This window comes from Leptospira ilyithenensis, from assembly GCF_004771005.1.
GTDB classification, from domain to species: Bacteria; Spirochaetota; Leptospiria; order Leptospirales; family Leptospiraceae; genus Leptospira_A; species Leptospira_A ilyithenensis.
In genome coordinates this window covers 208,348-235,344 of sequence record NZ_RQHV01000061.1, presented here as the reverse complement: position 1 = coordinate 235,344, position 26,997 = coordinate 208,348, and the positions used below count along the sequence as shown (strand labels likewise).

Here is a 26,997-nt window from a genome sequence, read left to right as displayed (position 1 = left end):
CTATTTGTGGCAAAATTGTGCAATGCTAAATAGAATATCCATCCGGAATAGTGGTATGGCGGGGAACGACGATGATCCCGTCCCTGATTTTTACAAATTCATCTTCATATTCCGTATAAGAATGCAGGTTCAATAACTTAACGCCTGTTCCGATGGCACAGTCTTTGTCCACGATCGCGTTTCTAATTTCACAGTCCGGTCCGATTCCATTGGGAATTTTTCCATGTACTCGGTCAAAAGATCCGTAATTGTCGAGCCCCATAATCACCGAATCGTAGATTTTGGTCCCCTGATCGATGTACTGGCGGACCCCAATGACGGATCGATGCACTTCACATCGGTTCAAAATCGTTCCTTCCGAAATCAATGCCTTATTTACCACGGCTTGGTTGATTTTGGTGGGAGGAAGAGATCTGGGCCGGGTATAGAAAGGAGTTTTTTCCAGATACAAATTGAATTTCGGGACATCATCAGTGAGCATAAGATTCGCCTCGTAAAATGCCCGAATGGTCCCTATGTCTTCCCAGTATCCTTCATACACATAGGATTTTACTTTTTTTTCCCGAATCGCCTTGGGTAAAATTTCTTTTCCGAAATCCGTCATTCCCGGATCTTCCAAAACTTCAATCAGAGTTTTCGTATTAAAAATATAAATCCCCATATTTGCCAAATAGCTTCCATTAGGTTGCTTGCAGGATTCCACTTGGTGAATGTCTTGGGGTTTTTCTATAAATTCCTGAATGAATCCGTCTTCCGTAGTTTTTACAATCCCGAGTCCGTAAATCTGTTCTTCGGAAACACCGTTGGAAGCAACGCTGATCTCCGTATCGGGATCGGAGAGATGGGTTTGCATAAAATTGGCAAGATCCATATTGTAAAGCTGATCGCCTGATAAAATGAGTACGTATTTTGGTTTTCGTTCCCGGATATAGGGAAGCACCTTTCTTACCGCATCTGCCGTTCCTTCAAACCAGTTGACGCTGGAGACTGTTTGTTCTGCGGCAATGATCTCTACAAAACTCTTTTGGTTGATGGAGTTGGAGGAATAAGTTCTGTGAATATGTCGGTTCAATGAATAGGAATTGAACTGGGTGAGTACAAATATCTTTTCAAAGCCGCTATTTAAGGAATTGGAAATAGGGATATCAATGAGTCTGTATTTTCCCCCGAAACTAACAGCCGGTTTGGAACGTTTTTCCGTCAAAGGAAGAAGCCTCGTTCCTTTCCCCCCACCTAGAATCACGGTTAGAACTTCATCTTTTCTCAAGATAAAATCTATGGAATCAATGGAGTCTTCCTTAAAACGCATAAAAAGTTTATAAAAGAGAATCCTGAAAAAGCAAGAATTGTCTAAAAAAATTTATGATAATTTTTCCAGAATCGCATCCAATACCAATTTGCCGTCTTCGTTTCCAATGTACGGATTGATCGCTCTCTCTGGATGAGGCATCATTCCTATGATTTTTGCGGCTTTGTCGGAAATACCTGCTATATCATGAAGAGATCCGTTCGGATTTTCCTCATAACGAAATACTATGTTCCCTTCTTCTTCCAAAGTTTGAAGAGTTTCTTTGTCCGCATAATAAGCGCCTTCCCCGTGGGCGATAGGAATCTTCAAAGAAGGCTGTTTGATTGTTTTTGCAATTTTGTTGTTTGCAACGGGAAGAAGGTTTACGTCTTTACAAACATATTTAAGAGAACGGTTGTGAAGGAGTGCTCCCGGCAAAAGTCCGGCCTCGGTTAAAATCTGAAATCCATTGCAAATCCCAAGAACCCGACCACCTTTTTTGGCATAGGCGAATACGGATTCCATTGCAGGACTGAACTTTGCCATAGCACCCGTTCGAAGGTAATCTCCAAAGGAAAATCCTCCCGGCAAAACTACCAGATCCGGAAGATCGTCAAACTGTTCTCTGTGCCAGACATAGTTCACTTCCGCCTGATAAACATTGGAAAGAATGGTTCCAACATCGTGATCGCAATTGGAACCGGGAAATGTCACAACATTCACTTTCATAGTTTTTCAGTCACAAATCGATAAGTTTCGATCACTTGGTTCACTAGTGTTGATTCGCAAAGTTCTTTCGCAAGTGCGTCTGCTTGCGATTTGTCATCTGTATTGATTTTCACTTCCAGATATTTTCCCACGCGGAGGTCACTTACAATGGATTTACCTTGGTCATGAAGGGCACGAAGCACTGTTTGTCCTTGCGGGTCAAGTACGGAGTCTTTTAAAGTTATATTGATTTTTGCGATAAACATAAATTGATCTTCTTTTCTAATAATAAATATTTCTCTTTTAATTCTTCAATCAAAGAATCCGGAAGACTAGGAGGAGGAGGATTTTTATCCCAACCTGTTCCTTCCAGCCAATTCCGTAAAATCTGTTTGTCAAAACTGGCAGGGGTAGTTCCCAAAACATAGGAATCCGCATCCCAGTACCGGGAAGAATCCGGTGTGAGCAGTTCATCAATCAAGATGGGCTCACCATCCAAAATCCCGAACTCAAACTTTGTATCGCAGAGAATGATGTTTTGCGTCTTCATTTTGTTATGTGCTTCAGTAAACAAAGAGAGGGAAGTGTTTTTCAATTGGTAAAAAAGTTCCGCTCCAACTTCATTTTTCATCGTCTCTTCACTGATGTTTTCATCGTGACCCTCATCGTTTTTGCGGGCAGGTGTGAAGATGGGTTCGGGAAATTTTTCAGACTCCGACATTCCCTTGGGATAAGGAAGAAAGGCCACTGTGCCCGAAGATTTGTATTCCTTATAAGCGGAACCGGAAATATAACCGCGAACCACGCATTCGTAATCAATTCGCTTCGTTTTTTTTACCAAAACGGATCTACCATCGAACTCCGGTTTGCTGGCAAAGGGTTCCGGGAAATTTTTTAAATCGGTTTCCAGGAGATGATTTTTAAAATGAGAAAAATAATGAAACCAAGAGGTTGAGATTCGGTTTAAAATTTTACCTTTATCCGAAACCGGTTCTTTAAAAACAACGTCGAATGCGGAAATTCTATCGGAAGCGCAAAGGATGAGTTTGTCTCCCAGATCGTAAACATCTCTGACTTTCCCACGGTAACTGGGTTCGGTATTCAAATTTGAATGCATACCATTGCCATATCGTCGCCGGGAGTATGGTTTCCGCAAAATTTCAAAATTTTCTCCTGCACGATTCCCAAAATATCTCCCCCCTCTTCGACCGCTTCATTAAAAATATTTTTCATCCCTTCTTCCGTGATAAAAAGGGAATTTTCATTCATGGCTTCGCTCGCACCGTCAGTGTACATGAAAATTTTGGAACCCGGGTTCAAACGAACGGTTTGAACTTCATCTTTAGCATTCAAATTGATTCCCATAATCATGGGACTCATTCCCGTAAGTGCGATTGTTTTCCCTTCGGAATAAAGCAAAGGAGCAGGATGACCCCCATTGATATAAGTCAGAACCAAGTCCTGATCGAGAAACGCATAACAAAAAGTAATCGAATAATCTTCAGGTAAAACGATTTCCATATTTTGACGAAGGTGGTCCACTCTTTCTTTCAGGCTCATCATGGGAGAAAGATTGAATAATTGCATCTTAAACATGGCACCGATGAGGGCCGCACTCGGACCGTGACCGGAACAATCTGCAATGACAATATGAAGTTTTTTTGAATCCGCCCAACAATCCACAAAGTCCCCACCGATCTGAAAGAAAGGATGAAAAAGAGTTTGGGCCTTGACTCCGTTCCAGATGAATTGTTTTTCAGGAATCAGTTGTTCCTGTACTTTGCGTGCGGTTAAAAGCTCCCTTTCGTATTTGGCTTTTTCCCGTAAAAGTTCGTCTTGCAAATCTTTGATCCGTACGACGGAATGAATTTTGGCAACTAACTCTCTTTTGTTGAAAGGCTTGTTGATAAAATCATCCCCACCGTTTTTCATCGCTTCCTCGAACCCGATATCCCGGTCGAGGGATGTAATAAACAGAATGGGAAGTAATTTGTATTTTTCTATTGTACGGAGTTCTCTACAGAAGGAAAATCCGTCCTGCACCGGCATATTCACATCCAAAAGAAGAGCGTCTACAGGTGTATTAACAAGAATCAGGCGAGCTTCTTCCGCTGAGTAGGCGCAGAGTGCCTTAAAGCCTTCGCTGGTAAGTAGATATTTTAGCAACTCTACGTTTTCAGGCACATCATCCACGATCAGGATGGTATGGTTTGCGCTTATATTTTCTCTTAACCTTGTCACAAATTCCTAAGACTGTTTTGCGCGGAGTTCGTCTCTAAACTTTAAAATCTTTTGGTTGCGGTATGCTACCAAAAATAAAATCAAAAACAGGAAATGATAGGAAAGTATGGACAGCCAAAAAGTCAGTTTCATATCCGAATCCATTCCCCCCTTTCCCAGCACACTTCCAGGATGGTTGCCCGGGTTTTCAATCCAACGAATGGCGCCCCAAGTCAATACTGCACTCATCGCACATAGAAGTGATAAATAAGAAGATACTAATGCTTTTCTTTTTCCATCCAAAATTAAAAAACGGAGCACAAAATACGAAACCAAAGAAAGACAAAGTATAAAAAAGGATTGGAGGCGGGCATCCGTTCGATCCCAAGGAACCCCCCAGGCACTGTAAGCCCAAATGGGGCCCGAAAAAAGGACACCCAAAGCAAATAAAAAGGATATTTGGGTGGAAGTGTAAGCTAAATTATCCCATTTTGTTTGTTTTGTAATAAGATATATGATAGAAAATAAACTGGCAAGGATCGGGCCATATAACGCCACCCATGCGACAGGAACATGAAAGTAGAATATTTTGTGGCTCATACCTTGTTCCAAAATGACGTTGGGATAGGTCAGAGAGAATACTACGATAAAAGGTATGGATACGACAACCAGAAGGAGCAGGAAAAGATCGCCGGGAAAAGGAAAAATACGAATTTGATTTCTCACCCTATCCAGACTCTAGGCAGTTATTAATAATTCTAGGAAAAAAGTTGCGGGCTTCAGGATTCTTTTTTGGTGATCTCAATGAAAAGCCCTCCCATGGTTCCGTAAAAAAGGCTGAAAAACAGAAGTAGAAGTACGCTCTTCCAGTAAAAGCCCGGCTCCAACCAAAATCTTTCCTCAGCCTCCAAACCAAATAAAAACAAAGGAATCGAAAAAGGAACCTGCAATAATGGCAGAACGATTTCCTTCAAACGGCTTTCTTCCGCGATGAGTCCCAAAGAAACTCCCAGAAATACAAGGGAAAGACTTCCCAAACAGGCAAACAACCACTCCCCTCCGAATCGGGAAACTTCAGAGGATTGAAAAAAAACGCTGAAGCTAAGGATCAATGCTGCATTTACTATGTTTGTGCAAACCCAAATCACGGCGCATTTTGCCAGATACAAATAAGCAGCAGATGTATGTGCAAGTGATGCAGTCCATCCGCCCGATTCCCTTTCTTCCCAAAGGGACTGCCCTACCAGAATAAAATTCAGTAAGAAGATAATCGCCCATTTCAATCCGCGAACGCTTCTCGCAGATAAAGATTCGTTAACTTCGATCGCCGAATAGAATATAAACAGAACGCAAAGACTAAGCGATAATAGGGAAACAAGACCACCTAATGAACGTCCAATGAGTAAAAATTCCTTTTTTAAAATTTTAAGAAACATGACGGGAGCCGTTGCCATAATCGGAAAGGTTTATGATTTCAGTACAATTCAAACCTTTGGGAATTTCATGTAAGACAATCAGAATCATTCTCTTTTCCATTTCTTCATTGAGAATCTTTGTAAATAGTTCCGTAGATTTGAGATCAAGACCGGTATAAGGTTCGTCTAAGAGGACGATGTCAGGTGAGGATAAGAAGGTTCGAATGAGAGCGGCCTTTTGTTTCATTCCGCGGGAAAACATATACACTGGTTCTCTCGTTCTTTTTTCCAATTTGAAACGACCTATCCAAGCACTAACCTCTTCTTCATTTAAACTCATTTCACTTAAAGAGGAATAATAACTGATATTTTCGGAAAGACTGAGAGAAGTGTACAATCCCAATTCATGACCTAGGTAACTGATTGTTTTTTCCCCTTCGGGAAAATGCCAGTTTTCGCTGATTTTAGCATAATGATAGATCTCTTTCAGAAAACTGGATTTGCCAGCTCCATTTTCCCCTTGAATGATGTACAACCCGGGTCCTGAAAAAGAAAGAGATAGGTTACGAAAAAGAGTTTTGTAGCCGACAGTTAAGTTGAGAGACTTACATTCAAGAATCGTTTTCGGCATCAGGCACCATGTTTCGATATCTCTTTCTATTCGCACTTCTGTTTTTTGGGTCTCTGCCCTTACTTGCGCAAAAACAGATCGGGGACAAGGAATATCCGGAGATCCTTTGGGGAAAAGACCAGGAATTCGACACTTCCGATTTTCCGAACGGTTCCTTTATCTACCACAAAGAAGATTTTATTTTAGCCAGAGGAAAACTATTTCAAGGCGCTCCTCCTCCTTCCATAGGCAGTTTTACCTACGGTGACCGTACAATCACAAACTCGGGCGAATGGAATAACGAAGCGATCGGGCTTATCTTGAGCGGAAAGGAGAAAGAAAAAACGGAAGGAAAGAAGATGCTGGCTGCCGGTGTCCGTTTTGATCCCCAATTTTTTCCATTTCGTTACAATCTGGGTAGAATGTATTCTTTGGATTTCAATTACGAAGGTGCGCTTGTCCAATTTGAATATGCAAAAGCGGAAGTGCCGGAATATTTCAAAACCTATCTCCATATTGCGATTCTTTCCGAACTGACAAGACAAGTATATTATGCAATTATGAATTACAAACTTGCTGCGGAAAAAAATCCGTACGATACGGAAGCATTGATTCGGATGAGCGATCATTATCTGGCGACAGGATTGAAAAACAGAGCACTTATCTATTTAAACAGGGCGCTTATCATTGATGAAGAGAGTCCGAATGTCAGACTCGGATTCGGAAGACTTGAGATGGAAAAAGGAAATTATCATATAGCTTATAAAATTTTCAATAAGACATCACTTACAACGGGAGAAGGAAAACAAAAACCTTACGATAAAAAATTTCATTATTATTTTGCAGAGACTGCCTCGAAAATTACTGACTACGAGACCGCAGAACAAGAGTATACGAAGATGTTGCAATTCAAGAACGATCCTTTTTTTGCAAGCATCTCCGCAAAAGTAATTATGAGAAGAAGAGATATTGCACGCAAATTTGCAGAAGCCAAACGAACTCAGTTGGACGATACGGAAGAAGTCACTCCGGAAAATTCCGAATAAGCCGACAGTATCAATCCATATCTGAAGAATTTAGGGGTTGTGTGGTATAGATGGGATTCAGGTATCCCCGCCCGATTTGGGAGGGGAACTACACCCGCCGCCCAATGTGTTCCTCTCTATCACACCACCTTTTTCTTGTAAAATGAAGTCGAAGTTTCCCGAATTTTTTTTGAAAAAAAGTTCACCTTTTTGCCATATTTAGCACTACTTTCTATGAATAAAAAAGTCCTGATTCATTTTTATAAACGGAAGATTTTGCTAATAAAAACGATTGCATTCTTATTTAAAATACTTTGAATCGAATCTATGGACAACCAGGTTCAATATTTAAACCAAATCATTGAGATCATCGATACGAAAGCAAGTGTTTTCAAAAAGAACAAAAACAAAATTCCTCAAGCAGCATACCAAGCTGAAAAACAAGTATTGACAAAGACGATTCAAGATGCGATCGCTCTTGCGGAATCAATCAAACCCACACCTTTTTCATTAATCAACGATCTGAAGTCTCTTATCAAACAGTTATAAATATAAATCTTTATGAAACTGCGGATGGATCAGAATTCGATTGTCCCAATCCGCTTTGTTTTCATTACTTAGTTCCGCCGGATAACGCGCGTCACTCCTTTCCCAACGCCCAAGCCATTCCTTTCCAAGGAGTCCCTCTTTTTCTTCGATTCCTTCAGGACATTTTGAATAGGCGATTGTGGTTTCGGATTTCGGTCCGGAACCAACCCCTCTTCCTACCCAAAAACCCACAGAGAGAAGAGCAGCCCGGACTCCAGTTGCGGCAGAATAAGTATAAAGACTTACCGTTTTTTCCCTTGTTTGAAAATAAGAAAATAGCATACTGAAAAATTCAGGTTTCCATAAAATAGAATCCGTTTTAAAAGAAAAAGGATCGTAAAAAACAACATCGGGAGACTCTTCCCGGGAAAAGGTCGTCGCAAAATCACCTAACACGAGTTTCCAGGTAAAGTTCTCCGAATCGGATTTCCAAAATGATTTTTCCAAAACTTCTTTCGGAGCTTTGTGAAACAAGTGAGGAAAACGTCCGTTGTTTTTTAAAGCAAGTCGCAATGGATCCAAATCGGATTCAAAACTGATCAAACGCATCGGTTTAGGATTCGCAAGTTCTTCGAAACAGCCTAATGCCGCCATCGCATTGGTGGCAGCCCCCAAACCGACATCCCAAATAACAATAGGATCTGTTTCATCATTGTATAAAAAAGCAGATTTCTCCGGATCACTCGAATCAGAAGAAATTCGCTGCCTTAGATTTGATTGGTCAATATAAAGCTTCTTCGCTTCTTCAACAGGGGAATTTACTGAATGCATCACTTCACCGGAACTTTTCTGGCGGACACTCCAATATCCCTTTTCTTCATTCTCTATGATTTCATAATCTCCCAAACTTCTTTTGCGAACTGCCTTGGAAGGTTTTAAAATATGATGGGAAGGATTGACATTATCGCTTTGACTTAAGCTATCTTTTTTCTCAGTATAATAAGAAAGAAACTTGCCGTTAAAAATTGAACTTCTCATCTCACTCATCAATCTGTGATAAAAATATAGGTTATGAATGGCAAGCAGCTGCCAACCGAGAACTTCATCTGACTTTATTAGGTGGTGAAGATAGGCTTTGGAATAATCTTTACAACAAATGCAATCACAGTTTTCATCCAGAACGGAATCTTCAAACTTATAAACGGCTCTGTGCAATTGTAATTTTCCGATGCTGGTAAAAGCTACTCCTCTCTGGGCAAGTTCCGTGGGGATGGTGCAGTCAAACATATCCACACCTCGATGTACCGCTTCCAATAAATCCAAAGGTGTACCCACTCCCATCAAGTACCGAGGTAGGTTTTTCGGAAGAAAGGATGCGGACAATTCGCAGAAATCATTTCTTTCTTCTTTTGTTTCGCCGACTGCAAGTCCCCCTATGGCGAAACCATCAAATGGCAATTGAGTCAAAACCTCCGCACTTTGTTTGCGAAGATCTTCAAAACAAGCACCTTGAACAATTCCGAACATAGACTGAAGTGAATCCCCCCTTGCATTCAGACTTCGTTTCGCCCAACGATGTGTGACTTCCATCGCGCGTTTTGCTTCCCAGTGCTCTACGGTGGAAGGAACACATTCATCCAACACCATCATGATATCGGAGCCGATTGCTTTTTGCATTTCAATGCTAATTTCAGGCGAAAGCATCACATTCTGCCCATCCACATAACTTCGAAAAACGGCACCTTCCTCAGTCATCTTTCTCGCGTTGGGAAGACTGAAAATCTGAAATCCGCCGGAGTCGGTGAGAACCGGCCCATCCCAATTCATAAATCTATGAATTCCACCTAACTTTCGAAATACTTCCGCTCCTGGTCGAAGTAGCAAATGATAGGTATTTGCAAGTAAGACCCGGGAGCCTACCGATTTTAAAGTTTCCACATTCTGTGCTTTGACTGTGGCTTGGGTTCCCACTGGCATAAAGATAGGAGTGGATACTTCTCCGTGTAAGGTGGTGAACCTGCCCGCACGTGCTTTGGTCCCCGGCGCTTCGGCTTCTAAGATAAAATTCAATCTGGACATGAATAAAACAAATCCGGGTCGGAGGATTTTTAATTCCTACTCATCCTCGTCCGACCAACCGATATCGGAAAGAAAATCATCATAGGAACCGTCATAGACGGTGATCTGATTATTGTCGAATATGATCAGTTTGGTGGCAACGCTCTTCAAGTGCATCTCATTATGTGTGACCATGACAACAGAACCGTCAAATTCATCAATCGCTTCAATCAATGAGTCGCAAGACTGCATGTCCAAATGGTTTGTAGGTTCATCTAAAAACAAAAGATGGGAAGGAGTCACAAGAATTTTGCCGAGCATCACCCTGCTTTTTTCACCGCCGGACAAAAATTTGATCTTTTTCAGACCGGTATCTCCGGAAAACATAAGTCCACCGGCGATATTTCTTGCCTTACCTTCCGTACAAGATTTGTCAGCACTCATGATCTCTTCCACAACTGTGGCAGTCTCGTTCATACTGAGTTTATTTGTCTGACCGAAATAACCTTCTTTGAGGATAGGATGTTTTGTAACGGTTCCCTTGGTAGTAGCAAGTTCGCCCGCTAGCAGCTTTAACAGAGTGGATTTACCCTTTCCGTTCTTACCGATGATACAGATTCTATCTCTTTTCCCCACACTGATGGAGAAATCATTGATCAGAAGGGGTTCTTTTCCGTCATAAGAAAAGGAAAGGTTCTCGGCAGATAACATCTGATTGGCGCCGAAACCCGCACTGTTAAAATATAATTCCAAATCTTCTATATTTTCCAGCGCCTTCATTTCACCTTGTTTTTCCAGCTTTTTCACTCTGGATTGGGTGCGGCTCGCAAAACTAGCCTTAGCTTTAAATTTTGCTATAAAGATCTCTTCCTGTTTACGCTTTTTAGCTTCATTCAAACGGGTTTTTTCGTAGATCTCTTCTTCCTGATTGATTTGAGTATAAAGTTTTTCAGTATCGCCTTCCACTTTGATGGCTTTGGTTCTATGTATCGCAACGACATGGGTCACAACGCTGTCCATAAAACTTCTATCATGAGTGATGAGTACAATCTCGCCTTCCCAGGTTCTTAAAAAATCTTCAAGCCAACGAATCGTTACAATATCAAGATAATTGTTCGGCTCATCTAACATTAGCATATCGGGACTGGAAACAAGCAGTTTGGCCAGGTTCATCCTGATCTGGTATCCCCCGGAAAACTCGGAAGGATGTCTTTCCATATCCTTTTCGGTAAAGCCCAATCCGAATAAAATCTTTTCCACTTTCCAGGTTTCGTATTCTTCGTCTTCGGGAAGACCAAGTGCACATTCTTCCAGAACTGTATTTTGTGTGAATTGAAGATGTTGTTGTAAATGTCCTATCTTATAATTTTTAGGAACAGACACTGTTCCCGAATCCGCTTCCACGGATCCCAAGATGATTTGAAAAAGACTGGATTTACCATGTCCGTTTCTTCCTACGATTCCGATCTTTTCCCCTCGATTGATGCTTAAATTCAAGTCATCGAAAAGTACTTGTTTCCCATAAGATTTATTTAGGCCTAAAATCTTGATCATCTACTTTGTCCTTACTTCTAATCCAAAGTTTTATATAGGTATGGGAATACTACAAAATTTGTTTCGAATGATTTGTGATTCCGGTTTGTTTTTATAAATCGCTCAGGTTCCTCGCTTCGATCAAAGCCCTTGTGAAATTTTCTTTCGGATTCATAAACACTTCTTTCGCATTTCCGAACTCGATGATTTTTCCCTTTTCCAAAATGTACAAATCATCACATAGATTCTTAACAAGTCCCAGGTCATGCGATACCAATACAAATCCCAAATTATCTTTTTCATTCAACTCTTTGATAAGAGATACGATTTTGATTTGGACAAGAACATCCAAAGCGGTGACTGGTTCATCCAACAAAACTAGTTCCGGTCCGGAAAGTATGGCACGCAGAATTGCAAATCTTTGGAGCTGTCCTCCGCTCAATTCTTTAGTTTTTTTGTTTAGGAGTGATCCATCCAATTGGAAACGATTCAAATAAGATTCGATGTTTTCCAATGCCATCTTACGAGCAGAAGGCGAAAGTAAGATTCCTTTTTTAATTTTAGTCGGTTCCAAAAGAGATTCCAAAATGGAATGGAATGGAGAAAAAAAGGAATAAGGATCTTGAAAGACCGGCTGTATGGGAGGATTCGATTTAAACTTTTTCGATTGTAATGGCTCGCCGTCCCAGAGAATTTCCCCTTCGCATCTGTAGGATTTGACTAACTCGCGGACACCCAAAATGCTTCGAAATAATGTGGATTTCCCTGAGCCCGAACGGCCGACGATCCCCGTGATTTTTCCCCTATTTGCAGTTAGATGAATCCCGGAAAGAATTTCCGATTTCCCAAAATGAACGCGTAAATTTCGAATTTGCAACATTGTATTTTTGATACGAAAAACTATTGCGTTTTGTTTCCCAAAGAAAGATGTTACAGAGAAAGGTCTAAAGGCAAGTGAATTTCGTAAAAATCACAGAAGTTGGTCCGCGAGACGGACTTCAGAATGAAAAGGCGATCGTTCCCACAGACGCCAAATTTGAATTTATCCAAGCATTGGCAAAGACGGGCCTGCAACATATTGAAGCCACTTCTTTCGTAAAAAAAGAATGGGTTCCCCAAATGGGAGATGCGGAAGAACTCACCAAACTAATATTTGGTGGAAATCCGATTGACCCTGAGATTCAGTTATCCTGCCTCACTCCCAATATCAAAGGTTACGAAAAAGCGGTCTCACTCGGATTCAAAGAGGTGGCGGTATTCACGGCTTCCTCCGAATCTTTTACAAAAAAAAATATAAATAAGACGATAGATGAGTCGATCACTGCTTTCCTGGAAATCTTCCAAAGAGCCAAAGAAGACAATGTGAAAGTAAGGGGTTATATTTCCACTGTCATCGCATGTCCTTACGAAGGAAAAATTTCTCCTGACAAAACTCTTACCGTAGCAAAAAAACTTTTGGATGCAGGTGTTTACGAAATTTCTCTCGGAGAAACCATCGGAGTTGCCGTCCCTAGCGAAGTAGAATCCCTTTTAAACGTTCTCTTAAAAGAAATTCCGTCACGCCTGTTGGCTGGCCATTTTCATGATACTTACGGAATGGCGATTTCCAATGTAAAACAATCTTTGAATATGGGACTTAGATCTTTCGATTCCTCCGCGGGGGGACTAGGAGGATGCCCTTATGCCAAAGGAGCTTCGGGAAATTTAGCGACGGAAGATCTGGTTTATTTCCTGGAAAGAGAAGGTTATCATACAGGAGTCGATTTGGATGCGCTTGTAAATGCATCTTCACTTATGGAAAAAGCATTAAACCGTCCTCTTCTTTCCAGAACCTATGTTGCCAAATCCAAAGCAAAAGAATCTTCCTAAGGAATTAAAATCCTCTCTAGACGAAGCAATCCGGGAATACAGTGATATAAAGTATCTCTCTACCGATCCCATTATCTTTGCTCACGGATACAAAGATGCGAAGGACAAAGAAATCATCTCCCTCTTCTCCGCTTTGTATGCATATGGCAACGTAAAGGCGATCAAACAGTTTTTAACTCCCTTGTTTGAAAATCTGGGTCCGCATCCTTACGACTCCATAGACCGGGAAGATTCCTATTTCGAAGATTGCATCAGGAAAATGGGATATTACAGATTCCAAACAAAAGAAGACAACCGGAACTTTCTTAGAGCCATCGCAAAGTTAATCCATAAATTTAAACCATCTAACAGAGACATGGATTCCGGAATTTTAGAAGGATACTTTTTAGATTCGGAAAACAGATTTGATCCGATACCCGGGATCGCCCGGTTCCAAGAGACGTTGCAGAACGAGGTAATTTCCCTTAACAAAACAAATAAGATCGCAAGCGGACTGAAATTTTTAATCGGCGAACCGAATTCCGTATCTGCAAAAAAAAGAATCTGTTTGTTTCTTCGTTGGATGGTAAGATCGCAATTTCCTGACTTTGCAATCTACAAGATCATCCGTGCAAATGAACTCCCCTTTCCTTTGGATGTGCATATCCAAAGACTGATTAAGATTCTGGGGATTTCGGAAAGAAAAACATTCGGGATGAAAGAAGCAATTGATGTTCGGAATTTTTTTAAAAATCTAAATCCGGAAGATCCTCTCTTGTATGATTTTTACCTGACCCGAATCGGGATGATTCAAAAATGCAAAGGAGTAAAGATAGAATCCATATGCTCAGGGTGTAAAATCAGAAAGGTTTGTAAGATTGGTAGTGCCACGGGGAATTGAACCCCGATTGCAAGGATGAAAACCTTGTGTCCTAACCATTAGACGATGGCACCATTACAGGACTAAAACTTGTGAGTCGTCGGGGATTCGAACCCCGGACCCATTCCTTAAAAGGGAATTGCTCTACCAGCTGAGCTAACGACTCGTGCTCTGTTGCCAAGAATAATCGCATAGGGTACTCGGTCAATCAATACTACATAAAATAATCGAAATCCCAAAAGAATTTATTTCATTATAATCGTGTGTTCTCGATCTGGCCCTGTAGAAACAATACCTATTTTTGTTCCCACCAGTTCCTGCAGTTTGTTAATATAACTCTGGCAAGTTGGTGGTAATTTGGCAAAATCACAAATCCCGGAAATATCATCCTTCCAGCCTTTAAAGTCAGCAAACACCGGTTTAACGTCTTCCAGTCCTTGGGATGGAAAATGATCCAATCTTTTGCCTTTTAACTCATAGCCGATCACAACCGGAATAGACTCATAATGAGATAATACGTCGATCTTCGTAAGAACCAAAGAATTGATTCCGTTTACAGTAATGGAATGTTTGATCATTTCTACATCAAACCAACCGCAACGTCTGGGCCTGCCCGTTGTAGAACCGTATTCTCCACCGAGCTTACGAAGCACATCCCCTGCCTCTCCCAAGATCTCGGAAGGAAAAGGCCCTTCCCCCACTCTGGTAGCATAGGCTTTGGTGATCCCAATAACATCTTTTAGGTGACGAAAATTCACCCCCGAACCTGCCAATGCCCCGCCCGTTGTGGGATTGGAGCTTGTTACGTAAGGATAGGTTCCGAAATCAATATCAAGTCCGGTCCCTTGCGCTCCTTCCAAAAGAATTCGTTTCCCTTTTTCCAATTCGGAATTGAGATAATAGATGGTATTGATTATATTTTTACCCATCCTTTCCGCGAAATGGAGCAAATTAGGATAAATTTCATCAAAACGAACCGGTTCCAAATCGTAGTATTTTACCAATTCCTGGTTTTTTACATCAAGAATATGTTCTAATTTTTTCTTGAGTCCTTCTTTATCGAGAAGATCTCCGGCGCGAAGGCCCATACGGAGCATTTTGTCCGCATAACACATACCTATTCCCTTTTTTGTAGTACCAATCTTTCTTTCCGGACTGGAACCAAGCTCTCTTGCTTCATCGATCATTCTATGATAAGGAAGTAAAATATGGCAGGAATCGCTGATTAGAATTTTTTCAGAAACTCTAAATCCACTTTTTTCCAATTCAGCGCATTCTTGTAAAAAATAATCGGGATCAAGCACAACCCCGTTACCAATCACACAAACTGTGTTATCATAAATAATTCCGGAAGGAACCAAGTGAAAAACATATTTTTTTCCACCGACGACAACCGTATGACCCGCGTTAGCGCCACCTTGATAACGTACAATGATATCAGTATCTTTTGATAGATAATCTATTACCTTTGCTTTCCCTTCATCGCCCCATTGGGCACCGACCACTAAATTTGCGGGCATAATCTACCTTACCTTTGCGAAAATACTTCTTCTATTGGATCTATATGTAATGCGAAGCCGCAGGCCTCTTTTTTCAATTCGGTATAAGTTTCATAAAGCCCGTCATAAACTCCCCCGGCAAATACCGGTTCCGAATGACCTTCCCTATATCCTTGAAAAACAATTCCGGTATAGTAATTTACATCCCGAATCAATGCCGGGTCCCAGACCCCAAAAAAGCTAACACTTGCTTTTTGCCATTCCGTAATTAAAGAGGAGACTTCTTTAAGATAATCCTCCGCTTTCCTTTTTTGATCCGAAGGAAAATCAAAGGATAAAATTGTTTTTTTGAACTCTTCAAACCCGGAAAAAGGGACAGGCTTTAAAAATATTTTCAAAATTTCAATGGAATGGGGATCTGTATTCTTACGACTCGCCAAGTTGATGAGTTCCGTATGATTTTTTGTAAATAATAGCTGAGCTGTTATTTCTTCCCATTCTTCTTCCCAACTCAAAATCTCAGTGACAAGAGATAGTAACCCTGCATGACCTAAAGCGAAACTAACAGCTTCTTTTCCGGCAGTGAATGACCAAAGTTTTTCTAAAATTTGAATTTGAGAGATGATGTTTTGAATGCTGCTGTTTCCGATGGACTCCCCTCCGATTTGGAGGATCTCCCTTCTGGAAGCATTTCTTTTTTTATGATCTCGGATCTTACGACCTACGTAATATACGTTCTGATTCTCTTCCCAATGGGAACGGGCAGCCATGCCCTTTACCACCTGCAAGGTGAGATCCACGCTAGGAGAAAGTTCATATCCGTCCCAATCGCGAGCGCGCAAAATAGAGGCGGATTCGGAAGCTCCCAGATGAGAATGAAAGGAGGATGAATAATCAAAAGAGGGTAAAGTAATTTCGGAATAATTATTATTTTCGAATATTTGCATGAGTCCTGCGAGTAGAACTCTTCTATTCTTTGTTTCTTCCGGTCCTAAAAAATGGAATCCGTCCGGAATCCATCTTCTTTCTGCAAGTTTTGATTTTTTTGCTGAATTCATGATTGGGAACTATGCCCAAGAAGACAGATTAGAGAAATACATGATTTATGCAATCACTTGTAAAAATCGGATAGACAAATCAATATCTTTCGTTACATTAATGTCGGTTTAGGGGCAAACATGACAGAAAAAGAAGCCACATTGGGGCGATGGCACAAAGAATTTTTTGAAAATATTCACTTATTTATGAAATCCGGCCTTTCGCAAGCGGAAGCAAAATCCATCTTAGAAGAATTTTTAGTTCTTTCCCAAGCGACTCCAAAGCCTCAGGTGATGGAGATTTTCCAGGAACCGGACAGATTGGAGGAAATCGGAGTCTACACTGACATCAAAAAGGAACCCAGAGATTTTATGCTGAAATTTCTGGATCCGATCATGAAAAAGTTTACCGTAGAAGGAGTCGAAAACCTAAAATTATTGAACGGAGTGATTGGAAAGTTCCCTGTCACGCTCATTTCCAACCACCTGAGCCATCTCGATGCCCCGGCCATTTTTACCCTTCTTTACAACACGGGAGAAGAAGGTAGAAAAATCGCCGAATCCCTGGTTTTCATCGCAGGGCGTCTTGCTTTCGAACCAGACTTCACCCGACTTGGTCTCTATATGTTTGGAACCCTTCTCGTATGTTCCAAAAAGGATATGGCTGACAATCCTTCCCTATCGGACGTGATGACCAAAATCAATATGCGCGCCTTCCGCCATTCTCAAAAACTCAAATCGGAAGGGAAAATCATCTCCATCTTCCCGGAAGGGACCCGTTCCAGAGACGGAAGACTGATGCCATTTGTAGATACGGTATACCATTATGTGGCAAACCAAATAATCCTTCCCATCTCACTGGAAGGCACTGATAAAATCCTACCTATTGAAGGTTTATTATTCAATCAGGCTGTAGGAAAACTGGTAATCGGAAAGCCGGTGTTAGTTGGTGAACTTACAAAAAAGGAAATGGAACATTTTCCGAAACACATCGAACAAATTCAATTTCCGGGTGTAGGTGACAAAAAACAGTTCATCATTGACAATCTCGCGCTTCTCGTCGGTTCCAATTTAAACAAACACAAACATGGAACATATCGGAACTTATACAAAGGAAGCGGAAAATCAAATTCACTGATCAGCCTACCGAAGACACCGGAAGAAAACATTGTGATCATCGGTTCATCCAATATGTCCGTGGCGGTTGCTTGCGTACTTGCCAACAAAAACGTAAAAGTTACAATCTATGATCCGAATTCGGAATTTGTAAAACAAAGTAATGAGGAAAAAAGAGATATCATCCACTACCCGATTTACAAACTGCCGCCAAACATAGATTTTTCGGATGATCCGTCCGTTTTCGAAAAAGCAACTCTTTTCGTTCAGGGAACGAACCCTTGGGAATTCGATTCTATTTTCCCAAAGATCAAACCGTATCTTCAAAACAATAAATCACCCATTGCCAACGTGATCAAAGGATTCACCGGTTCGAAAAAAGGACTCATCTTGGAAGACCTGACTGATTTGTTGGGAATTGAAAGAGATAGATTGGCTGTTGTATCGGGAGCATGTTATCCGGATCAGATTATGGAAAGAAAAATTTCCGGATTCGAAGTTTCGGCTTCGAGCGATGCCCTGATCGAAAAGATACAGTTACTTTTCAATACCAGCTATGTTTTTACAAGGCCAGCCATCAATCCCCACGATACAAAAGGGGTTCAGTTGGGCGGTGCCTTAAAAACAATCTACGCCGTAGCAATGGGGCTTGTGGAAGGTTACTTCAAACGAGAATTAGGTGGGAACGTAGACAATACTTTATTCCATCTTTCAAATCGTTTTTTCAATGAAATGGTATCCATCGGAGTGACTCTTGGTGGCGACCAAGCCACTTTCAACGGACTCTCAGGAATGACAGATTTTATGTTAGCTTGTTTCGGATCGGACACAAGAGACAGAAAATACGGATACGATCTTGCCCATGGAACCAGACCGGAAAAAATCACCAATGGTTTTTACGGCTTAAAGGTTTTACCAAACCTGATTCATTTGGATGAGAGGAAACATCCTATCGTCGCCTCCTCCTATAAAGCAGTGATTCAAAATGAGGATTTTGATAAAATCGCAGAACACCTCCAGTTGCAACTTGCGAGATTGTAACAGTGGTTCGAATCCGAAATTTATTGACTACGCTGTTAAGTGGTAAGAAAAAAAAGTCCGCCATAAAGCGGACTTTTTAGAAAGGAATCAAATAAAGATTTAAATCTTATTTAGTTTTCTTTTCCTTTTTAGGTTTTGCATCTGCTTTTGCTTTCGGAGCTGCCGCCTTTGCACGTTTAGCTACTCTTTCTTCTTTCAATTCATCAGCAGTTTTACGTTCAACTAACTCTAAAATTGCCATTTCTGTATTGTCAGACTGACGATTCACAAGGCGAACAATTCTAGTATATCCCCCCAAACGAGTTGCGTATCGGTTGGAAAGGTCGGTAAGAAGTTTGCTCACGATCTCTTGACTACCTAGATGACTGTAGAGATAACGAGTGTTATGCAGGATTTTCTCCGCTTTTTGTTTCTCATCAAGAGTTCCCAAAGCAGAATCTAAATTTCTTTTTGCACGAGAAATCATTCTCTCTGCATAAGAACGAGCAACTTTCAATTTTGCTACTGAAGACTCAATTCTTTCATAACGAAAGAGAGAGATTACCATATTTTGAATCATAGCTTTTCTATGATCCGCTGATCTATTTAGTTGGCTTACTTTATTACGTTTTCTCATTTTAAAAATCTCTCATTCCGAAAGACAAACCAAGCGATTGTAGTTTGATCTTTAATTCTTGCAAACTTTGTTCACTAAAATGTTTGGATTTTGTCATTTCCTCTTCGCTACGTTTTACAAGCTCGCCGATGAAATCAATTTCAAGGCTTCGTAAAACGTTTGTTGCGCGAACAGACAATTCCAATTCTTCCACATGTTTAGAAAGGGATGCTTTTAATTTTTCGTCTGCTTCATCTAACTCTTCTTCTTCTTCTTCGATTTCTTCTTCGAAGTTGATGAATACGGTTAAATGGTCTTTTAGAATTTTTGCAGCTTGAGCTACCGCATCTTCGGGAGATACGGAACCGTCTGTCCAAACTTCTAAAGTTAATTTTTCATAATCGGATCTTTGCGCTACACGAGTCTCAGACACTTCAAAAAGAACTTTTTGAATCGGTGAAAAGATAGAGTCGATAGGAATCGTTCCCAAAACTTCGATATCTTTCTTTTTGTCTTCTGCAGGAACATACCCTCTTCCTCTTTGGATTTCCAAATCAAGGATAAGGTTTGCGTCTTCATTCAAAGTAGCGATATGAAGATCAGGATTCATGATTTCTATGGAAGAATCAATCGCCAAATCCCCGGCACGGAAATAACCCGCACCTTTCAATTCGATATGAATGACTTTGCTTGCTTCTTTGTCCTCAGGCTCGTATTTGATACGAACTTGTTTGAGGTTGAGGATGATACGAGTCACGTCTTCCGCAACTCCCTCAATATAAGCGAACTCGTGCGTCACACCTTCGATTCGGATCGCGGAAATAGCCGCTCCCTCGATCGAAGACATAAGAGTTCTTCTTAAAGAATTCCCTATGGTTGTACCGATCCCTCTTTCGAAAGGCTCGGCTACAAACTTACCATAATTAGGAGTATTCACATCAGTAGTGAATTCGATTTTTTTTGGTCTTTTAAAACCTTTTAGTAAATTCTTTGGGGACAATGTCGTATCCTTCTTCTCTAGATTCCGTTAGCTTACTTAGAGTACAACTCTACGATTACCTGTTCTTTCACTGGGATATCGATATGATCTCTTGTTGGAAGAGATAAAATTTCCCCGGAAAATTGTGCGTAATCAACCGATACCCAAGATGCGGTTCTGTTGATCGCTTGCGCCAATCTGATATTTTCTTCAATGAAACTGGATTTTTGAAATTTTTCTCGAATTTCAACCTTATCGCCAATATTCACTCTGTAAGAAGGAATATCTACACGAATTCCATTTACGATAACATGTCTGTGAGCGACAAAGTTACGCGCTTGTCTTCTTGTTACCGCATAACCCATGCGGTATAGAACATTGTCCAACCTTCTTTCCAAGAATTGGAGTAAGTTCTCTCCAGGAATCCCTGGAGTATGAGATGCTTCTTCAAAATAACGACGGAATTGTTTTTCTAAAACTCCATACGCTCTTTTTACTTTTTGTTTCTCACGAAGCTGCGCACCGTATTCAGTTATCTTTCCTTTTTTCTTAGGAGGTAAACCCGGTGGGTATTTTCTTTTTTCTAATGATGATTTCTCTTTGTGAAGAGTATGACTGTTTTTAAGAAAGAGGTTTAAACCCTCTCTTCTCATTAACTTTACAACTGGTCCTCTATAACGTGCCATATGTTTTCCTTATCCCCTAACTAAACTCTTCTTCTCTTACGTGGACGGCATCCATTGTGTGGAAGAGGGGTAACATCTTTTATCAATTTAATGAGTAATCCCTTTGTAGTAAGGGAACGAATCGCAGATTCTCTTCCGATACCAGGACCTGAAACCATAACGTCTACTTCGGAAAGTCCGGCAGCTTCAATTGCTTTCTCTGCCGCACTTGTAGCAGCAATTTGTGCCGCATAAGGGGTGGATTTTTTAGAACCACGGAATCCCATCATTCCGGAAGAAGACCAGGAAAGAACATTCCCCGCCATATCTGTAATCGATACGATGGTATTGTTAAAGGAAGCTTGAATGTAAACCTTTCCTCTCGGAACGTTTTTCTTTTCCTTTTTTTTAACTTTCTTGGTATCTTTTTTGCCTTTTGCTTCTTTCTCAGCCATGAATGATTCCTCTATTTACCTGGGGCTTTTTTCTTATTCGCCACTGTCTTTTTAATACCTTTTCTGGTACGAGCATTTGTGCGGGTTCTTTGCCCATTCACTGGAAGTCCTCTTCTGTGACGAAGACCTCTATAACAACCAACATCCATCAAACGTTTGATGTTTAGATTCACTTCAGAACGAAGATCCCCTTCTACTTGGTATCCTTCTTCAATGACCCGACGGATCGCAGCTTCATGTTCGTCCGTTAGATCTTTCACTCTAATGCTTTCATCGATCCCAGCTTTTTTCAGGATCTCTTGAGAAGACGTCTTACCTATTCCGAAGACATAAGTGAGACCGATCACAATTCTTTTGTTTGATGGTAAATCAACACCGGAGATACGTGCCATATATTCTTATCGTTGCCTTTGTTTGTGTTTAGGGTTTGTGCAAATCACTCGGATCACACCTTTTCTGCGAATGACTTTGCACTCAGGACAGATTTTTTTAACTGATGCTCTAACTTTCATTTTCTTTCCTATTTCTTTCTGTAGGTAATTCGGCCTTTCGTTAAATCATACGGAGAAAGTTCCACTGTAACTTTATCACCTGGAAGAATCCGAATATAGTGCATTCTCATCTTACCAGAGATATGCGCTAATACCTTGTGACCATTTTCCAACTCTACACGAAACATAGCGTTCGGTAGTGGTTCCAAAACGGTTCCATCAATGGTTATTGCTTCTTCCTTTGCCAGGGTGATTCTCCTATTGAATCGATTTTAAAATAGAATCGGTGATTTGTTCCATACTTCCCAAGCCATTGATCTGCCGAAGGATACCTGTTCCCTTGTAAAAATCGATCAGGGGCAGAGTCTTTGTGTTGTAAGTATGCAGACGGTTTTTGATGGTCTCTTCGTTGTCATCCGAGCGTCCTTCTTTGATCGCTCTACCTAGCAACCGTTTCACCAACTCTTCATCGGGAACGTCTAGGTTGACAACGGAGTCGAGCTCCATATGAAGCTCTTTGAGGATTTCCGAGAGAGCCTTTGCTTGCTCCACCGTCCTAGGAAATCCATCCAGTATGAATCCATTCGCACAATCAGGTTCGACCAAACGATCCCGGATTATGCCTATAACGACAGCATCCGGAACGAGGTCTCCCGCGTCCATATATTTTTTTGCTTCTACACCCATAGCAGTACCATTTTTTACAGCACTTCTAAGAATATCACCAGTGGAGATTTGGGGAATTTTAAATTTTTCTTTAACGATATCTGCTTGGGTACCTTTTCCAGCTCCTGGAGGTCCCATAAAGATGAGTCTCTTCATTACTATGCCCTACCCTTAATCTTGGTCTTTTTCATGAATCCTTCATAATTTCTCATAAGAAGTTGGGCTTCAATTTGTTTCAATGTTTCCAGAGCCACACCCACCATAATGAGAAGCGAAGTTCCCCCAAAAGTATATACAAGAGTTCCACCACCTGTGTTTGAACCTAGGTTGAGAAATTTGATAATCAAATAGGGAGCAAGAGCAAGACCCGCGAGAAATAACGCGCCGGGTAGAGTGATCCGATTTAATATCTTTTCAATCATTTCTTTTGTTTGTGAACCTGGACGAACACCGGGAATAAACCCGCCGTATTTCTTTAAATTGTCAGCTAACTCTTGTGGGTTGAACTGAATGGCAGTATAGAAATAAGCGAAGAAAATTATGAGAGATGTATAAATGATAAAATAGAATAGTGCGTGATACCAGATTTGAGAGAACGGGTTGAAAAAATCCATAATCACTGCCCAGCCAGCCCATTGACCGCCCTTAGACGATAACCATTGAATGATGGTTTGGGGAAATAAGATCAAAGAAGATGCAAAGATGATAGGCATTACGTTTGCGCTATTCACTTTGAAAGGAATGGACTGGCTACGTGCCTGAACCATCTTTCTTCCTACCATTTGTTTTCCGTAGTTCAACGGAACTCGTCTCACTCCTTGTGTAAGGATGACTGTAAGAGCAATGAGTAAGATAAAAATAATCAAAAGAATCAATACGGAAAGTGCGTCCGAAGTATCGGAAGTAAACATAGAAATCAATGCTTCCGGCATACGGCCGATGATACCTGCAAAAATGATAAGAGAAATTCCGTTACCAATTCCACGCTCAGTAATTTGTTCACCTAACCAAATCAGTAATACCGTTCCGGTTGTAATGGAAAGCATCGCCAAAGGCAAAAAATACGCTTCTACCGAAGGGTTAATGAGACCAGGGTATTTTGCAGGAGAATTTCCCGATCCTGTGGACCAGGAATTTGCAAGTTGAATCACTGCAAGGGATTGAACCGCACATAGAATCAAAGTTCCGTACTTAGTATACTGTTGGATCTTCTTTCTTCCTTCTTCTCCTTCCTTTTGCATCTTTTGCAAAGAAGGAATGAGAACCATCACTAGTTGCATAATGATGGAAGAAGAAATATAAGGCATAATCCCTAAGGCGAAAATAGAAAATTTGAGAAGAGCACCACCCGCAAACAAATCCACCATCCCAAGAAAACCTTCGCTTGGATCTGCTGTAATTCCTGTAACGATCAAACTATTAATTCCAGGAATGGAAACATGAGTTCCCATCCTGAAAAGTAATAACATACCGATTGTAAAAAAAATCTTGGAGCGTAGTTCAGGAATTCTAAAGATGTTTGCTATTGTTTGAAACATTGGTTATGCTTTTTTCTTCTCTTCTTTTTTCTTTTCACGAATCACAACTTTTCCACCTGCTTTTTCAATCTTTGCTTTCGCAGATTCTGAAAAGCCATCAGCAGTGATTGTGATCGCCGCAGTGATTTCTCCCGTTCCAAGAACTTTGATCAGATCAGTTTCGCTTTTGATCAAATTTTTCGCTTTTAGAGCAGCAGGAGTCACTTCACCGGAAAGACCAGCTTTTGTTAGAGCAAGCAGATTGACCGGTTGGAATTCTTCTTTGAAAATATTTGTAAATCCGCGTTTCGGCAAACGTTTGTGAAGTGGCATCTGACCACCTTCAAACCCTCTTTTCATAGAGGACGCACGAGCTCTTTGTCCTTTCGAACCACGAGCAGATGTTTTACCAAGTCCGGAACCAGGACCTTGACCTACTCTTTTCTTAGAGGTCTTAGCACCTTTAGGGATCGGGATTAGGTTTTTATTTCCTAAAGAAGTGGATTTTTTGGCTCTTTTTTTGCCAAATCCTCTTCCTTGTTCAATTTTTTCTGTTTGAGCCATTCAATTATACCTTATCTACTTTCAGTAGGTATCCTACCTGACGAAGCATTCCCTTCAATTGAGGAGTTACTTTGTGCTTTCTAGTTTGGCCTTTTTTCTTAAGACCGAGAGCAATCAAAGTTTTTTTGTGCATCGGAATGATACCGATAGAACTTTTTTCTTGGGTTACCAATACTTCTTCCATATCAATCTTTCCTTTATAGATCTTGACCGAACAAGTGTTTAAGGCTCACACCACGGCGTTTTACCGCCATAGAAGGAGTTTCCAATTGTTGGAGTGCATCCATCGTCGCCTTAACAATGTTCATCGGATTTGAGGATCCCCAGGACTTTGTAAGAACATCTTGGATTCCCGCTCTTTCCAATACGGAACGAACGGATGCTCCGGCAATGATCCCGGTTCCCGGAGTCGCAGGCTTTAAAATCACTCGTGCTGATTTAAAACTTCCGATCGCATCGTGCGGAACGGTATGTCCGATGTAATGAATGGATTTTAAATTCTTTTTAGCTGATTCGATGGATTTGCGGATCGCATCCGGAACTTCGTTAGCTTTTCCAAATCCGATTCCTACTTTTCCTTTGGAATCCCCTACTACAGAAAGTGCGTTGAAGGAGAAACGACGTCCCCCTTTTACTACTTTTGCAACACGGTCGATCTTTACTACTTTCTCAGTAAATTCTTTTGTTTCTTCTTCTAGGATCATATTAGAACTCCAAACCACCTTCACGAGCGGAATCTGCGAAGGCAGCGATACGGCCATGGTAAACCATACCAGAACGATCCAAAACTACCTGGGAAACTCCGGCGGTTTTAGCTTTTTCTGCGATCAGTTTTCCCAATTGCACTGCTGCGGCTTTGCTCTTTTTAGAATTTTCATGTTTCGGAAAATCCTTACTTTGTGTAGTAACAAAAGCAACCGTAACACCTTTCGTGTCATCAATCACTTGAGCAGTCAGATAACGATTGGATTTATTAAAAACCAAACGAGGACGACCAGAGTTTGCTTGCAGTTTATAACGTACTCTTTCTGCCCGTCTTTCTCTTTTAATGTATTTTGCTGTCTTGTTAATCATAACGATTTACTACTTCTTACCAGTTTTTCCAGCTTTTCTACGGATGTATTCATTGCTGTATTTCACACCCTTACCTTTGTAAGGCTCCGGTGGTCTTTTAGAACGAATATCAGCGGCAACTTGGCCAACTAATTGACGATCAATTCCTGAAATTTTAATTTTCAACTGATCAGCAACATCGATTTTGATACCTTCAGGCTCGGGGAAAACCACTTCATGAGAATAACCCAAGCTCATCACTAAATCTTTACCTTTCTTCTGAGCTCGGTAACCGACCCCAGTGATCTCAAGGTTTTTTTCCCAACCGGTGGTTACACCTTTGACATTATTCATCGCAAGAGATCTTACAAGCCCGTGCAATGAAACTGTCTTTTGGTCTTCACTTGTTCGTGTAAAAACCAGTTCACCATTTTCCACTTTCGCAACTACGCCTTCATAAAGAGGTGATTTCAGCTCACCTAATGGGCCTTTTACGGTAATAAAATTTGATTCTGCTTTTACTTCTACCTTTGCAGGCAATTTAATAATACTTTTACCAACTCGAGACATGATGATTCAATATCCTTTCTAAGGTTAGAATACCTTACAAAGAACTTCTCCTCCTACTCTGAGTTTGCGCGCACGTTTCCCAGTCATCACTCCTTTCGAAGTGGAAAGGATGAGAGTTCCAATGTTGTTTTTGAACGGACGAATCTCTTCCGACTGAATGTAGACTCTTCTACCTGGGGTAGAAACTCTTTCAATCATACGAATGACAGGTCTTTTGTCCGGATCATATTTCAATTTTACTTGAAAATCATCAAAACTACCGTTCTTTACCGTTTGAATCTCATCCACAAAACCTTCTTCTTTTAGAAGTTCTAGGATGGATTTCTTAATTTTACTTCCCGGAATCACACACAACTCGTGTTTCGCTTGTTGTGCGTTTCTGATGCGGGTTAGCATATCTGCTATAGGATCTGAAAGACTCATTTATAATAACCTTTCCTATATTCTACCAGGAGGATTTTTTCACGCCAGGGATCTGAGCTTTACTAGCCAAATCACGGAAGCATAGACGACACATATCAAAGCGGCGCAAATATGCGCGCGAACGACCGCAAAGAGGGCAACGATTATACTCTCTCACTTTGAATTTTTGCTTTTTGGCGTGGCGTTCCATCATCGATTTTTTCGCCATAATCT

The 26,997-nt window shown here is 40.9% G+C and carries 34 protein-coding genes and 2 tRNA genes; 5 read left to right on the top strand and 31 right to left on the bottom strand.

The window, feature by feature from the left end; all coding sequences use genetic code 11:
• Positions 1-25: 25 nt before the first annotated feature.
• From EHS11_RS14405 to EHS11_RS14370, 8 genes are read right to left on the bottom strand one after another with little or no spacing between them, the layout of a single operon-like run.
• Positions 26-1,309: a sugar phosphate nucleotidyltransferase gene (locus EHS11_RS14405; RefSeq protein WP_135765087.1), complete on the bottom strand. Its 1,284-nt coding sequence runs from the start codon at positions 1,307-1,309 to the stop codon at positions 26-28.
• A 51-nt stretch (positions 1,310-1,360) separates the two neighbouring features.
• On the bottom strand, positions 1,361-2,017 hold the full coding sequence (purQ, locus tag EHS11_RS14400; RefSeq protein WP_135765086.1) for a phosphoribosylformylglycinamidine synthase subunit PurQ: 657 nt from the start codon (positions 2,015-2,017) through the stop codon (positions 1,361-1,363).
• Positions 2,014-2,262 (bottom strand): phosphoribosylformylglycinamidine synthase subunit PurS, encoded by a 249-nt coding sequence (purS, locus tag EHS11_RS14395; RefSeq protein ID WP_135765085.1) that lies wholly within the window; start codon positions 2,260-2,262, stop codon positions 2,014-2,016. Before purS ends, purQ begins: the two co-directional genes overlap by 4 nt.
• The gene (locus tag EHS11_RS14390) at positions 2,238-3,113 is read right to left on the bottom strand and encodes a phosphoribosylaminoimidazolesuccinocarboxamide synthase (RefSeq protein ID WP_210413695.1); all 876 of its coding nucleotides are present in this window, start codon (positions 3,111-3,113) and stop codon (positions 2,238-2,240) included. Before EHS11_RS14390 ends, purS begins: the two co-directional genes overlap by 25 nt.
• Positions 3,098-4,237 carry a PP2C family protein-serine/threonine phosphatase gene (locus EHS11_RS14385; protein ID WP_210413694.1) on the bottom strand — a complete coding sequence of 380 codons (1,140 nt, stop codon included), beginning with the start codon at positions 4,235-4,237 and terminating at the stop codon, positions 3,098-3,100. The genes EHS11_RS14390 and EHS11_RS14385 overlap by 16 nt, the downstream gene beginning before the upstream one ends.
• Before the next feature lie 6 nt (positions 4,238-4,243).
• Positions 4,244-4,942 (bottom strand): cytochrome c biogenesis protein, encoded by a 699-nt coding sequence (gene ccsA, locus EHS11_RS14380; protein WP_135765084.1) that lies wholly within the window; start codon positions 4,940-4,942, stop codon positions 4,244-4,246.
• Positions 4,943-4,995: 53 nt separating this feature from the next.
• Positions 4,996-5,652 (bottom strand): heme exporter protein CcmB, encoded by a 657-nt coding sequence (locus EHS11_RS14375; protein ID WP_135765083.1) that lies wholly within the window; start codon positions 5,650-5,652, stop codon positions 4,996-4,998.
• Positions 5,642-6,262: an ABC transporter ATP-binding protein gene (locus EHS11_RS14370; RefSeq protein ID WP_135765082.1), complete on the bottom strand. Its 621-nt coding sequence runs from the start codon at positions 6,260-6,262 to the stop codon at positions 5,642-5,644. Before EHS11_RS14370 ends, EHS11_RS14375 begins: the two co-directional genes overlap by 11 nt.
• An 8-nt stretch (positions 6,263-6,270) precedes the next feature.
• Between EHS11_RS14370 and EHS11_RS14365 the strand changes: the two genes are divergently transcribed.
• Both EHS11_RS14365 and EHS11_RS14360 read left to right on the top strand, forming a co-directional pair.
• A complete protein-coding gene (locus EHS11_RS14365) occupies positions 6,271-7,287 on the top strand; it encodes a tetratricopeptide repeat protein (protein ID WP_135765081.1) in 1,017 nt (338 codons plus the stop codon).
• 306 nt (positions 7,288-7,593) lie between these two features.
• The gene (locus tag EHS11_RS14360) at positions 7,594-7,815 is read left to right on the top strand and encodes a hypothetical protein (protein WP_135765080.1); all 222 of its coding nucleotides are present in this window, start codon (positions 7,594-7,596) and stop codon (positions 7,813-7,815) included.
• Here EHS11_RS14360 and tgt read toward each other — a convergent pair.
• From tgt to EHS11_RS14345, 3 genes are all read right to left on the bottom strand, one after another.
• Entirely contained in the window at positions 7,810-9,873 is a 2,064-nt protein-coding gene (gene tgt / locus EHS11_RS14355; RefSeq protein WP_135765079.1) for a tRNA guanosine(34) transglycosylase Tgt, read from the bottom strand. The genes EHS11_RS14360 and tgt overlap by 6 nt on opposite strands.
• A gap of 36 nt (positions 9,874-9,909) precedes the next feature.
• The gene (locus EHS11_RS14350; protein ID WP_135765078.1) at positions 9,910-11,406 is read right to left on the bottom strand and encodes an ABC-F family ATP-binding cassette domain-containing protein; all 1,497 of its coding nucleotides are present in this window, start codon (positions 11,404-11,406) and stop codon (positions 9,910-9,912) included.
• Positions 11,407-11,497: 91 nt separating this feature from the next.
• Positions 11,498-12,265 (bottom strand): ABC transporter ATP-binding protein, encoded by a 768-nt coding sequence (locus EHS11_RS14345; RefSeq protein WP_135765077.1) that lies wholly within the window; start codon positions 12,263-12,265, stop codon positions 11,498-11,500.
• A 74-nt stretch (positions 12,266-12,339) separates the two neighbouring features.
• On the opposite strand from EHS11_RS14345, the gene EHS11_RS14340 reads away from it, so the two are divergent.
• Positions 12,340-13,254, top strand: a complete 915-nt coding sequence (locus EHS11_RS14340) for a hydroxymethylglutaryl-CoA lyase (protein WP_135765076.1) — start codon at positions 12,340-12,342, stop codon at positions 13,252-13,254.
• Entirely contained in the window at positions 13,220-14,134 is a 915-nt protein-coding gene (locus EHS11_RS14335) for a TIGR02757 family protein (protein ID WP_135765075.1), read from the top strand. The genes EHS11_RS14340 and EHS11_RS14335 overlap by 35 nt, the downstream gene beginning before the upstream one ends.
• Here the strand turns inward: EHS11_RS14335 and EHS11_RS14330 are convergent.
• The 4 genes from EHS11_RS14330 to EHS11_RS14315 form a co-directional block, all read right to left on the bottom strand.
• A tRNA-Glu gene (locus EHS11_RS14330) sits at positions 14,113-14,187 on the bottom strand. The genes EHS11_RS14335 and EHS11_RS14330 overlap by 22 nt on opposite strands.
• Positions 14,188-14,206: 19 nt before the next feature.
• A tRNA-Lys gene (locus EHS11_RS14325) sits at positions 14,207-14,279 on the bottom strand.
• Positions 14,280-14,358: 79 nt separating this feature from the next.
• Positions 14,359-15,633: an adenylosuccinate synthase gene (locus tag EHS11_RS14320; RefSeq protein ID WP_135765074.1), complete on the bottom strand. Its 1,275-nt coding sequence runs from the start codon at positions 15,631-15,633 to the stop codon at positions 14,359-14,361.
• A gap of 8 nt (positions 15,634-15,641) precedes the next feature.
• A complete protein-coding gene (locus tag EHS11_RS14315; protein ID WP_135765073.1) occupies positions 15,642-16,670 on the bottom strand; it encodes an ATP phosphoribosyltransferase regulatory subunit in 1,029 nt (342 codons plus the stop codon).
• 120 nt (positions 16,671-16,790) lie between these two features.
• Between EHS11_RS14315 and EHS11_RS14310 the strand changes: the two genes are divergently transcribed.
• Positions 16,791-18,806: a 1-acyl-sn-glycerol-3-phosphate acyltransferase gene (locus tag EHS11_RS14310; RefSeq protein WP_135765072.1), complete on the top strand. Its 2,016-nt coding sequence runs from the start codon at positions 16,791-16,793 to the stop codon at positions 18,804-18,806.
• A 106-nt stretch (positions 18,807-18,912) separates the two neighbouring features.
• Here EHS11_RS14310 and rplQ read toward each other — a convergent pair whose 3' ends face one another.
• The 16 genes from rplQ to EHS11_RS14230 are packed head-to-tail and all read right to left on the bottom strand — an operon-like array spanning position 18,913 to position 26,992.
• Positions 18,913-19,422, bottom strand: a complete 510-nt coding sequence (rplQ, locus tag EHS11_RS14305; RefSeq protein WP_135765071.1) for a 50S ribosomal protein L17 — start codon at positions 19,420-19,422, stop codon at positions 18,913-18,915.
• 1 nt (position 19,423) lies between these two features.
• A complete protein-coding gene (locus EHS11_RS14300; protein ID WP_109019477.1) occupies positions 19,424-20,401 on the bottom strand; it encodes a DNA-directed RNA polymerase subunit alpha in 978 nt (325 codons plus the stop codon).
• Positions 20,402-20,433: 32 nt separating this feature from the next.
• Positions 20,434-21,066 (bottom strand): 30S ribosomal protein S4, encoded by a 633-nt coding sequence (rpsD, locus tag EHS11_RS14295; protein WP_135765070.1) that lies wholly within the window; start codon positions 21,064-21,066, stop codon positions 20,434-20,436.
• Positions 21,067-21,086: 20 nt separating this feature from the next.
• A complete protein-coding gene (gene rpsK / locus EHS11_RS14290) occupies positions 21,087-21,500 on the bottom strand; it encodes a 30S ribosomal protein S11 (protein ID WP_109019475.1) in 414 nt (137 codons plus the stop codon).
• Between the two features lie 11 nt (positions 21,501-21,511).
• Complete coding sequence (gene rpsM, locus EHS11_RS14285; RefSeq protein WP_135765069.1) at positions 21,512-21,892, bottom strand: 30S ribosomal protein S13; 381 nt, start codon at positions 21,890-21,892, stop codon at positions 21,512-21,514.
• A gap of 6 nt (positions 21,893-21,898) precedes the next feature.
• Positions 21,899-22,012 carry a 50S ribosomal protein L36 gene (gene rpmJ / locus EHS11_RS14280; RefSeq protein WP_002974084.1) on the bottom strand — a complete coding sequence of 38 codons (114 nt, stop codon included), beginning with the start codon at positions 22,010-22,012 and terminating at the stop codon, positions 21,899-21,901.
• 8 nt (positions 22,013-22,020) lie between these two features.
• The gene (infA, locus tag EHS11_RS14275) at positions 22,021-22,239 is read right to left on the bottom strand and encodes a translation initiation factor IF-1 (protein ID WP_012476295.1); all 219 of its coding nucleotides are present in this window, start codon (positions 22,237-22,239) and stop codon (positions 22,021-22,023) included.
• A 10-nt stretch (positions 22,240-22,249) separates the two neighbouring features.
• Positions 22,250-22,813, bottom strand: a complete 564-nt coding sequence (locus tag EHS11_RS14270) for an adenylate kinase (protein WP_135765068.1) — start codon at positions 22,811-22,813, stop codon at positions 22,250-22,252.
• 2 nt (positions 22,814-22,815) lie between these two features.
• On the bottom strand, positions 22,816-24,195 hold the full coding sequence (secY, locus tag EHS11_RS14265; RefSeq protein WP_135765067.1) for a preprotein translocase subunit SecY: 1,380 nt from the start codon (positions 24,193-24,195) through the stop codon (positions 22,816-22,818).
• Between the two features lie 3 nt (positions 24,196-24,198).
• Entirely contained in the window at positions 24,199-24,738 is a 540-nt protein-coding gene (gene rplO, locus EHS11_RS14260; protein WP_135765066.1) for a 50S ribosomal protein L15, read from the bottom strand.
• A gap of 4 nt (positions 24,739-24,742) precedes the next feature.
• Positions 24,743-24,922 (bottom strand): 50S ribosomal protein L30, encoded by a 180-nt coding sequence (rpmD, locus tag EHS11_RS14255; protein ID WP_109019470.1) that lies wholly within the window; start codon positions 24,920-24,922, stop codon positions 24,743-24,745.
• Positions 24,923-24,935: 13 nt separating this feature from the next.
• Positions 24,936-25,442, bottom strand: a complete 507-nt coding sequence (gene rpsE, locus EHS11_RS14250; RefSeq protein WP_109019469.1) for a 30S ribosomal protein S5 — start codon at positions 25,440-25,442, stop codon at positions 24,936-24,938.
• Between the two features lies 1 nt (position 25,443).
• The gene (gene rplR, locus EHS11_RS14245) at positions 25,444-25,812 is read right to left on the bottom strand and encodes a 50S ribosomal protein L18 (RefSeq protein WP_109019468.1); all 369 of its coding nucleotides are present in this window, start codon (positions 25,810-25,812) and stop codon (positions 25,444-25,446) included.
• A 9-nt stretch (positions 25,813-25,821) separates the two neighbouring features.
• On the bottom strand, positions 25,822-26,361 hold the full coding sequence (rplF, locus tag EHS11_RS14240; RefSeq protein ID WP_135765065.1) for a 50S ribosomal protein L6: 540 nt from the start codon (positions 26,359-26,361) through the stop codon (positions 25,822-25,824).
• Positions 26,362-26,385: 24 nt separating this feature from the next.
• The gene (gene rpsH, locus EHS11_RS14235; RefSeq protein ID WP_109019466.1) at positions 26,386-26,784 is read right to left on the bottom strand and encodes a 30S ribosomal protein S8; all 399 of its coding nucleotides are present in this window, start codon (positions 26,782-26,784) and stop codon (positions 26,386-26,388) included.
• A gap of 22 nt (positions 26,785-26,806) precedes the next feature.
• Positions 26,807-26,992 (bottom strand): type Z 30S ribosomal protein S14, encoded by a 186-nt coding sequence (locus tag EHS11_RS14230; RefSeq protein ID WP_108973195.1) that lies wholly within the window; start codon positions 26,990-26,992, stop codon positions 26,807-26,809.
• Positions 26,993-26,997: the final 5 nt, after the last annotated feature.

Coding starts and splice junctions, on each gene's coding strand:
- EHS11_RS14405 (WP_135765087.1), bottom strand. CDS start 1,309: ATGCGTTTTAAGGAAGACTCCATTGATTCCATAGATTTTATCTTGAGA.
- purQ (WP_135765086.1), bottom strand. CDS start 2,017: ATGAAAGTGAATGTTGTGACATTTCCCGGTTCCAATTGCGATCACGAT.
- purS (WP_135765085.1), bottom strand. CDS start 2,262: ATGTTTATCGCAAAAATCAATATAACTTTAAAAGACTCCGTACTTGAC.
- EHS11_RS14390 (WP_210413695.1), bottom strand. CDS start 3,113: ATGCATTCAAATTTGAATACCGAACCCAGTTACCGTGGGAAAGTCAGA.
- EHS11_RS14375 (WP_135765083.1), bottom strand. CDS start 5,652: ATGTTTCTTAAAATTTTAAAAAAGGAATTTTTACTCATTGGACGTTCA.
- EHS11_RS14370 (WP_135765082.1), bottom strand. CDS start 6,262: ATGCCGAAAACGATTCTTGAATGTAAGTCTCTCAACTTAACTGTCGGC.
- EHS11_RS14365 (WP_135765081.1), top strand. CDS start 6,271: ATGTTTCGATATCTCTTTCTATTCGCACTTCTGTTTTTTGGGTCTCTG.
- EHS11_RS14360 (WP_135765080.1), top strand. CDS start 7,594: ATGGACAACCAGGTTCAATATTTAAACCAAATCATTGAGATCATCGAT.
- tgt (WP_135765079.1), bottom strand. CDS start 9,873: ATGTCCAGATTGAATTTTATCTTAGAAGCCGAAGCGCCGGGGACCAAA.
- EHS11_RS14350 (WP_135765078.1), bottom strand. CDS start 11,406: ATGATCAAGATTTTAGGCCTAAATAAATCTTATGGGAAACAAGTACTT.
- EHS11_RS14345 (WP_135765077.1), bottom strand. CDS start 12,265: ATGTTGCAAATTCGAAATTTACGCGTTCATTTTGGGAAATCGGAAATT.
- EHS11_RS14335 (WP_135765075.1), top strand. CDS start 13,220: ATGTTGCCAAATCCAAAGCAAAAGAATCTTCCTAAGGAATTAAAATCC.
- EHS11_RS14320 (WP_135765074.1), bottom strand. CDS start 15,633: ATGCCCGCAAATTTAGTGGTCGGTGCCCAATGGGGCGATGAAGGGAAA.
- EHS11_RS14315 (WP_135765073.1), bottom strand. CDS start 16,670: ATGAATTCAGCAAAAAAATCAAAACTTGCAGAAAGAAGATGGATTCCG.
- EHS11_RS14310 (WP_135765072.1), top strand. CDS start 16,791: ATGACAGAAAAAGAAGCCACATTGGGGCGATGGCACAAAGAATTTTTT.
- rplQ (WP_135765071.1), bottom strand. CDS start 19,422: ATGAGAAAACGTAATAAAGTAAGCCAACTAAATAGATCAGCGGATCAT.
- rpsD (WP_135765070.1), bottom strand. CDS start 21,066: ATGGCACGTTATAGAGGACCAGTTGTAAAGTTAATGAGAAGAGAGGGT.
- rpsK (WP_109019475.1), bottom strand. CDS start 21,500: ATGGCTGAGAAAGAAGCAAAAGGCAAAAAAGATACCAAGAAAGTTAAA.
- rpsM (WP_135765069.1), bottom strand. CDS start 21,892: ATGGCACGTATCTCCGGTGTTGATTTACCATCAAACAAAAGAATTGTG.
- rpmJ (WP_002974084.1), bottom strand. CDS start 22,012: ATGAAAGTTAGAGCATCAGTTAAAAAAATCTGTCCTGAGTGCAAAGTC.
- EHS11_RS14270 (WP_135765068.1), bottom strand. CDS start 22,813: ATGAAGAGACTCATCTTTATGGGACCTCCAGGAGCTGGAAAAGGTACC.
- secY (WP_135765067.1), bottom strand. CDS start 24,195: ATGTTTCAAACAATAGCAAACATCTTTAGAATTCCTGAACTACGCTCC.
- rplO (WP_135765066.1), bottom strand. CDS start 24,738: ATGGCTCAAACAGAAAAAATTGAACAAGGAAGAGGATTTGGCAAAAAA.
- rpmD (WP_109019470.1), bottom strand. CDS start 24,922: ATGGAAGAAGTATTGGTAACCCAAGAAAAAAGTTCTATCGGTATCATT.
- rpsE (WP_109019469.1), bottom strand. CDS start 25,442: ATGATCCTAGAAGAAGAAACAAAAGAATTTACTGAGAAAGTAGTAAAG.
- rplR (WP_109019468.1), bottom strand. CDS start 25,812: ATGATTAACAAGACAGCAAAATACATTAAAAGAGAAAGACGGGCAGAA.
- rplF (WP_135765065.1), bottom strand. CDS start 26,361: ATGTCTCGAGTTGGTAAAAGTATTATTAAATTGCCTGCAAAGGTAGAA.
- rpsH (WP_109019466.1), bottom strand. CDS start 26,784: ATGAGTCTTTCAGATCCTATAGCAGATATGCTAACCCGCATCAGAAAC.
- EHS11_RS14230 (WP_108973195.1), bottom strand. CDS start 26,992: ATGGCGAAAAAATCGATGATGGAACGCCACGCCAAAAAGCAAAAATTC.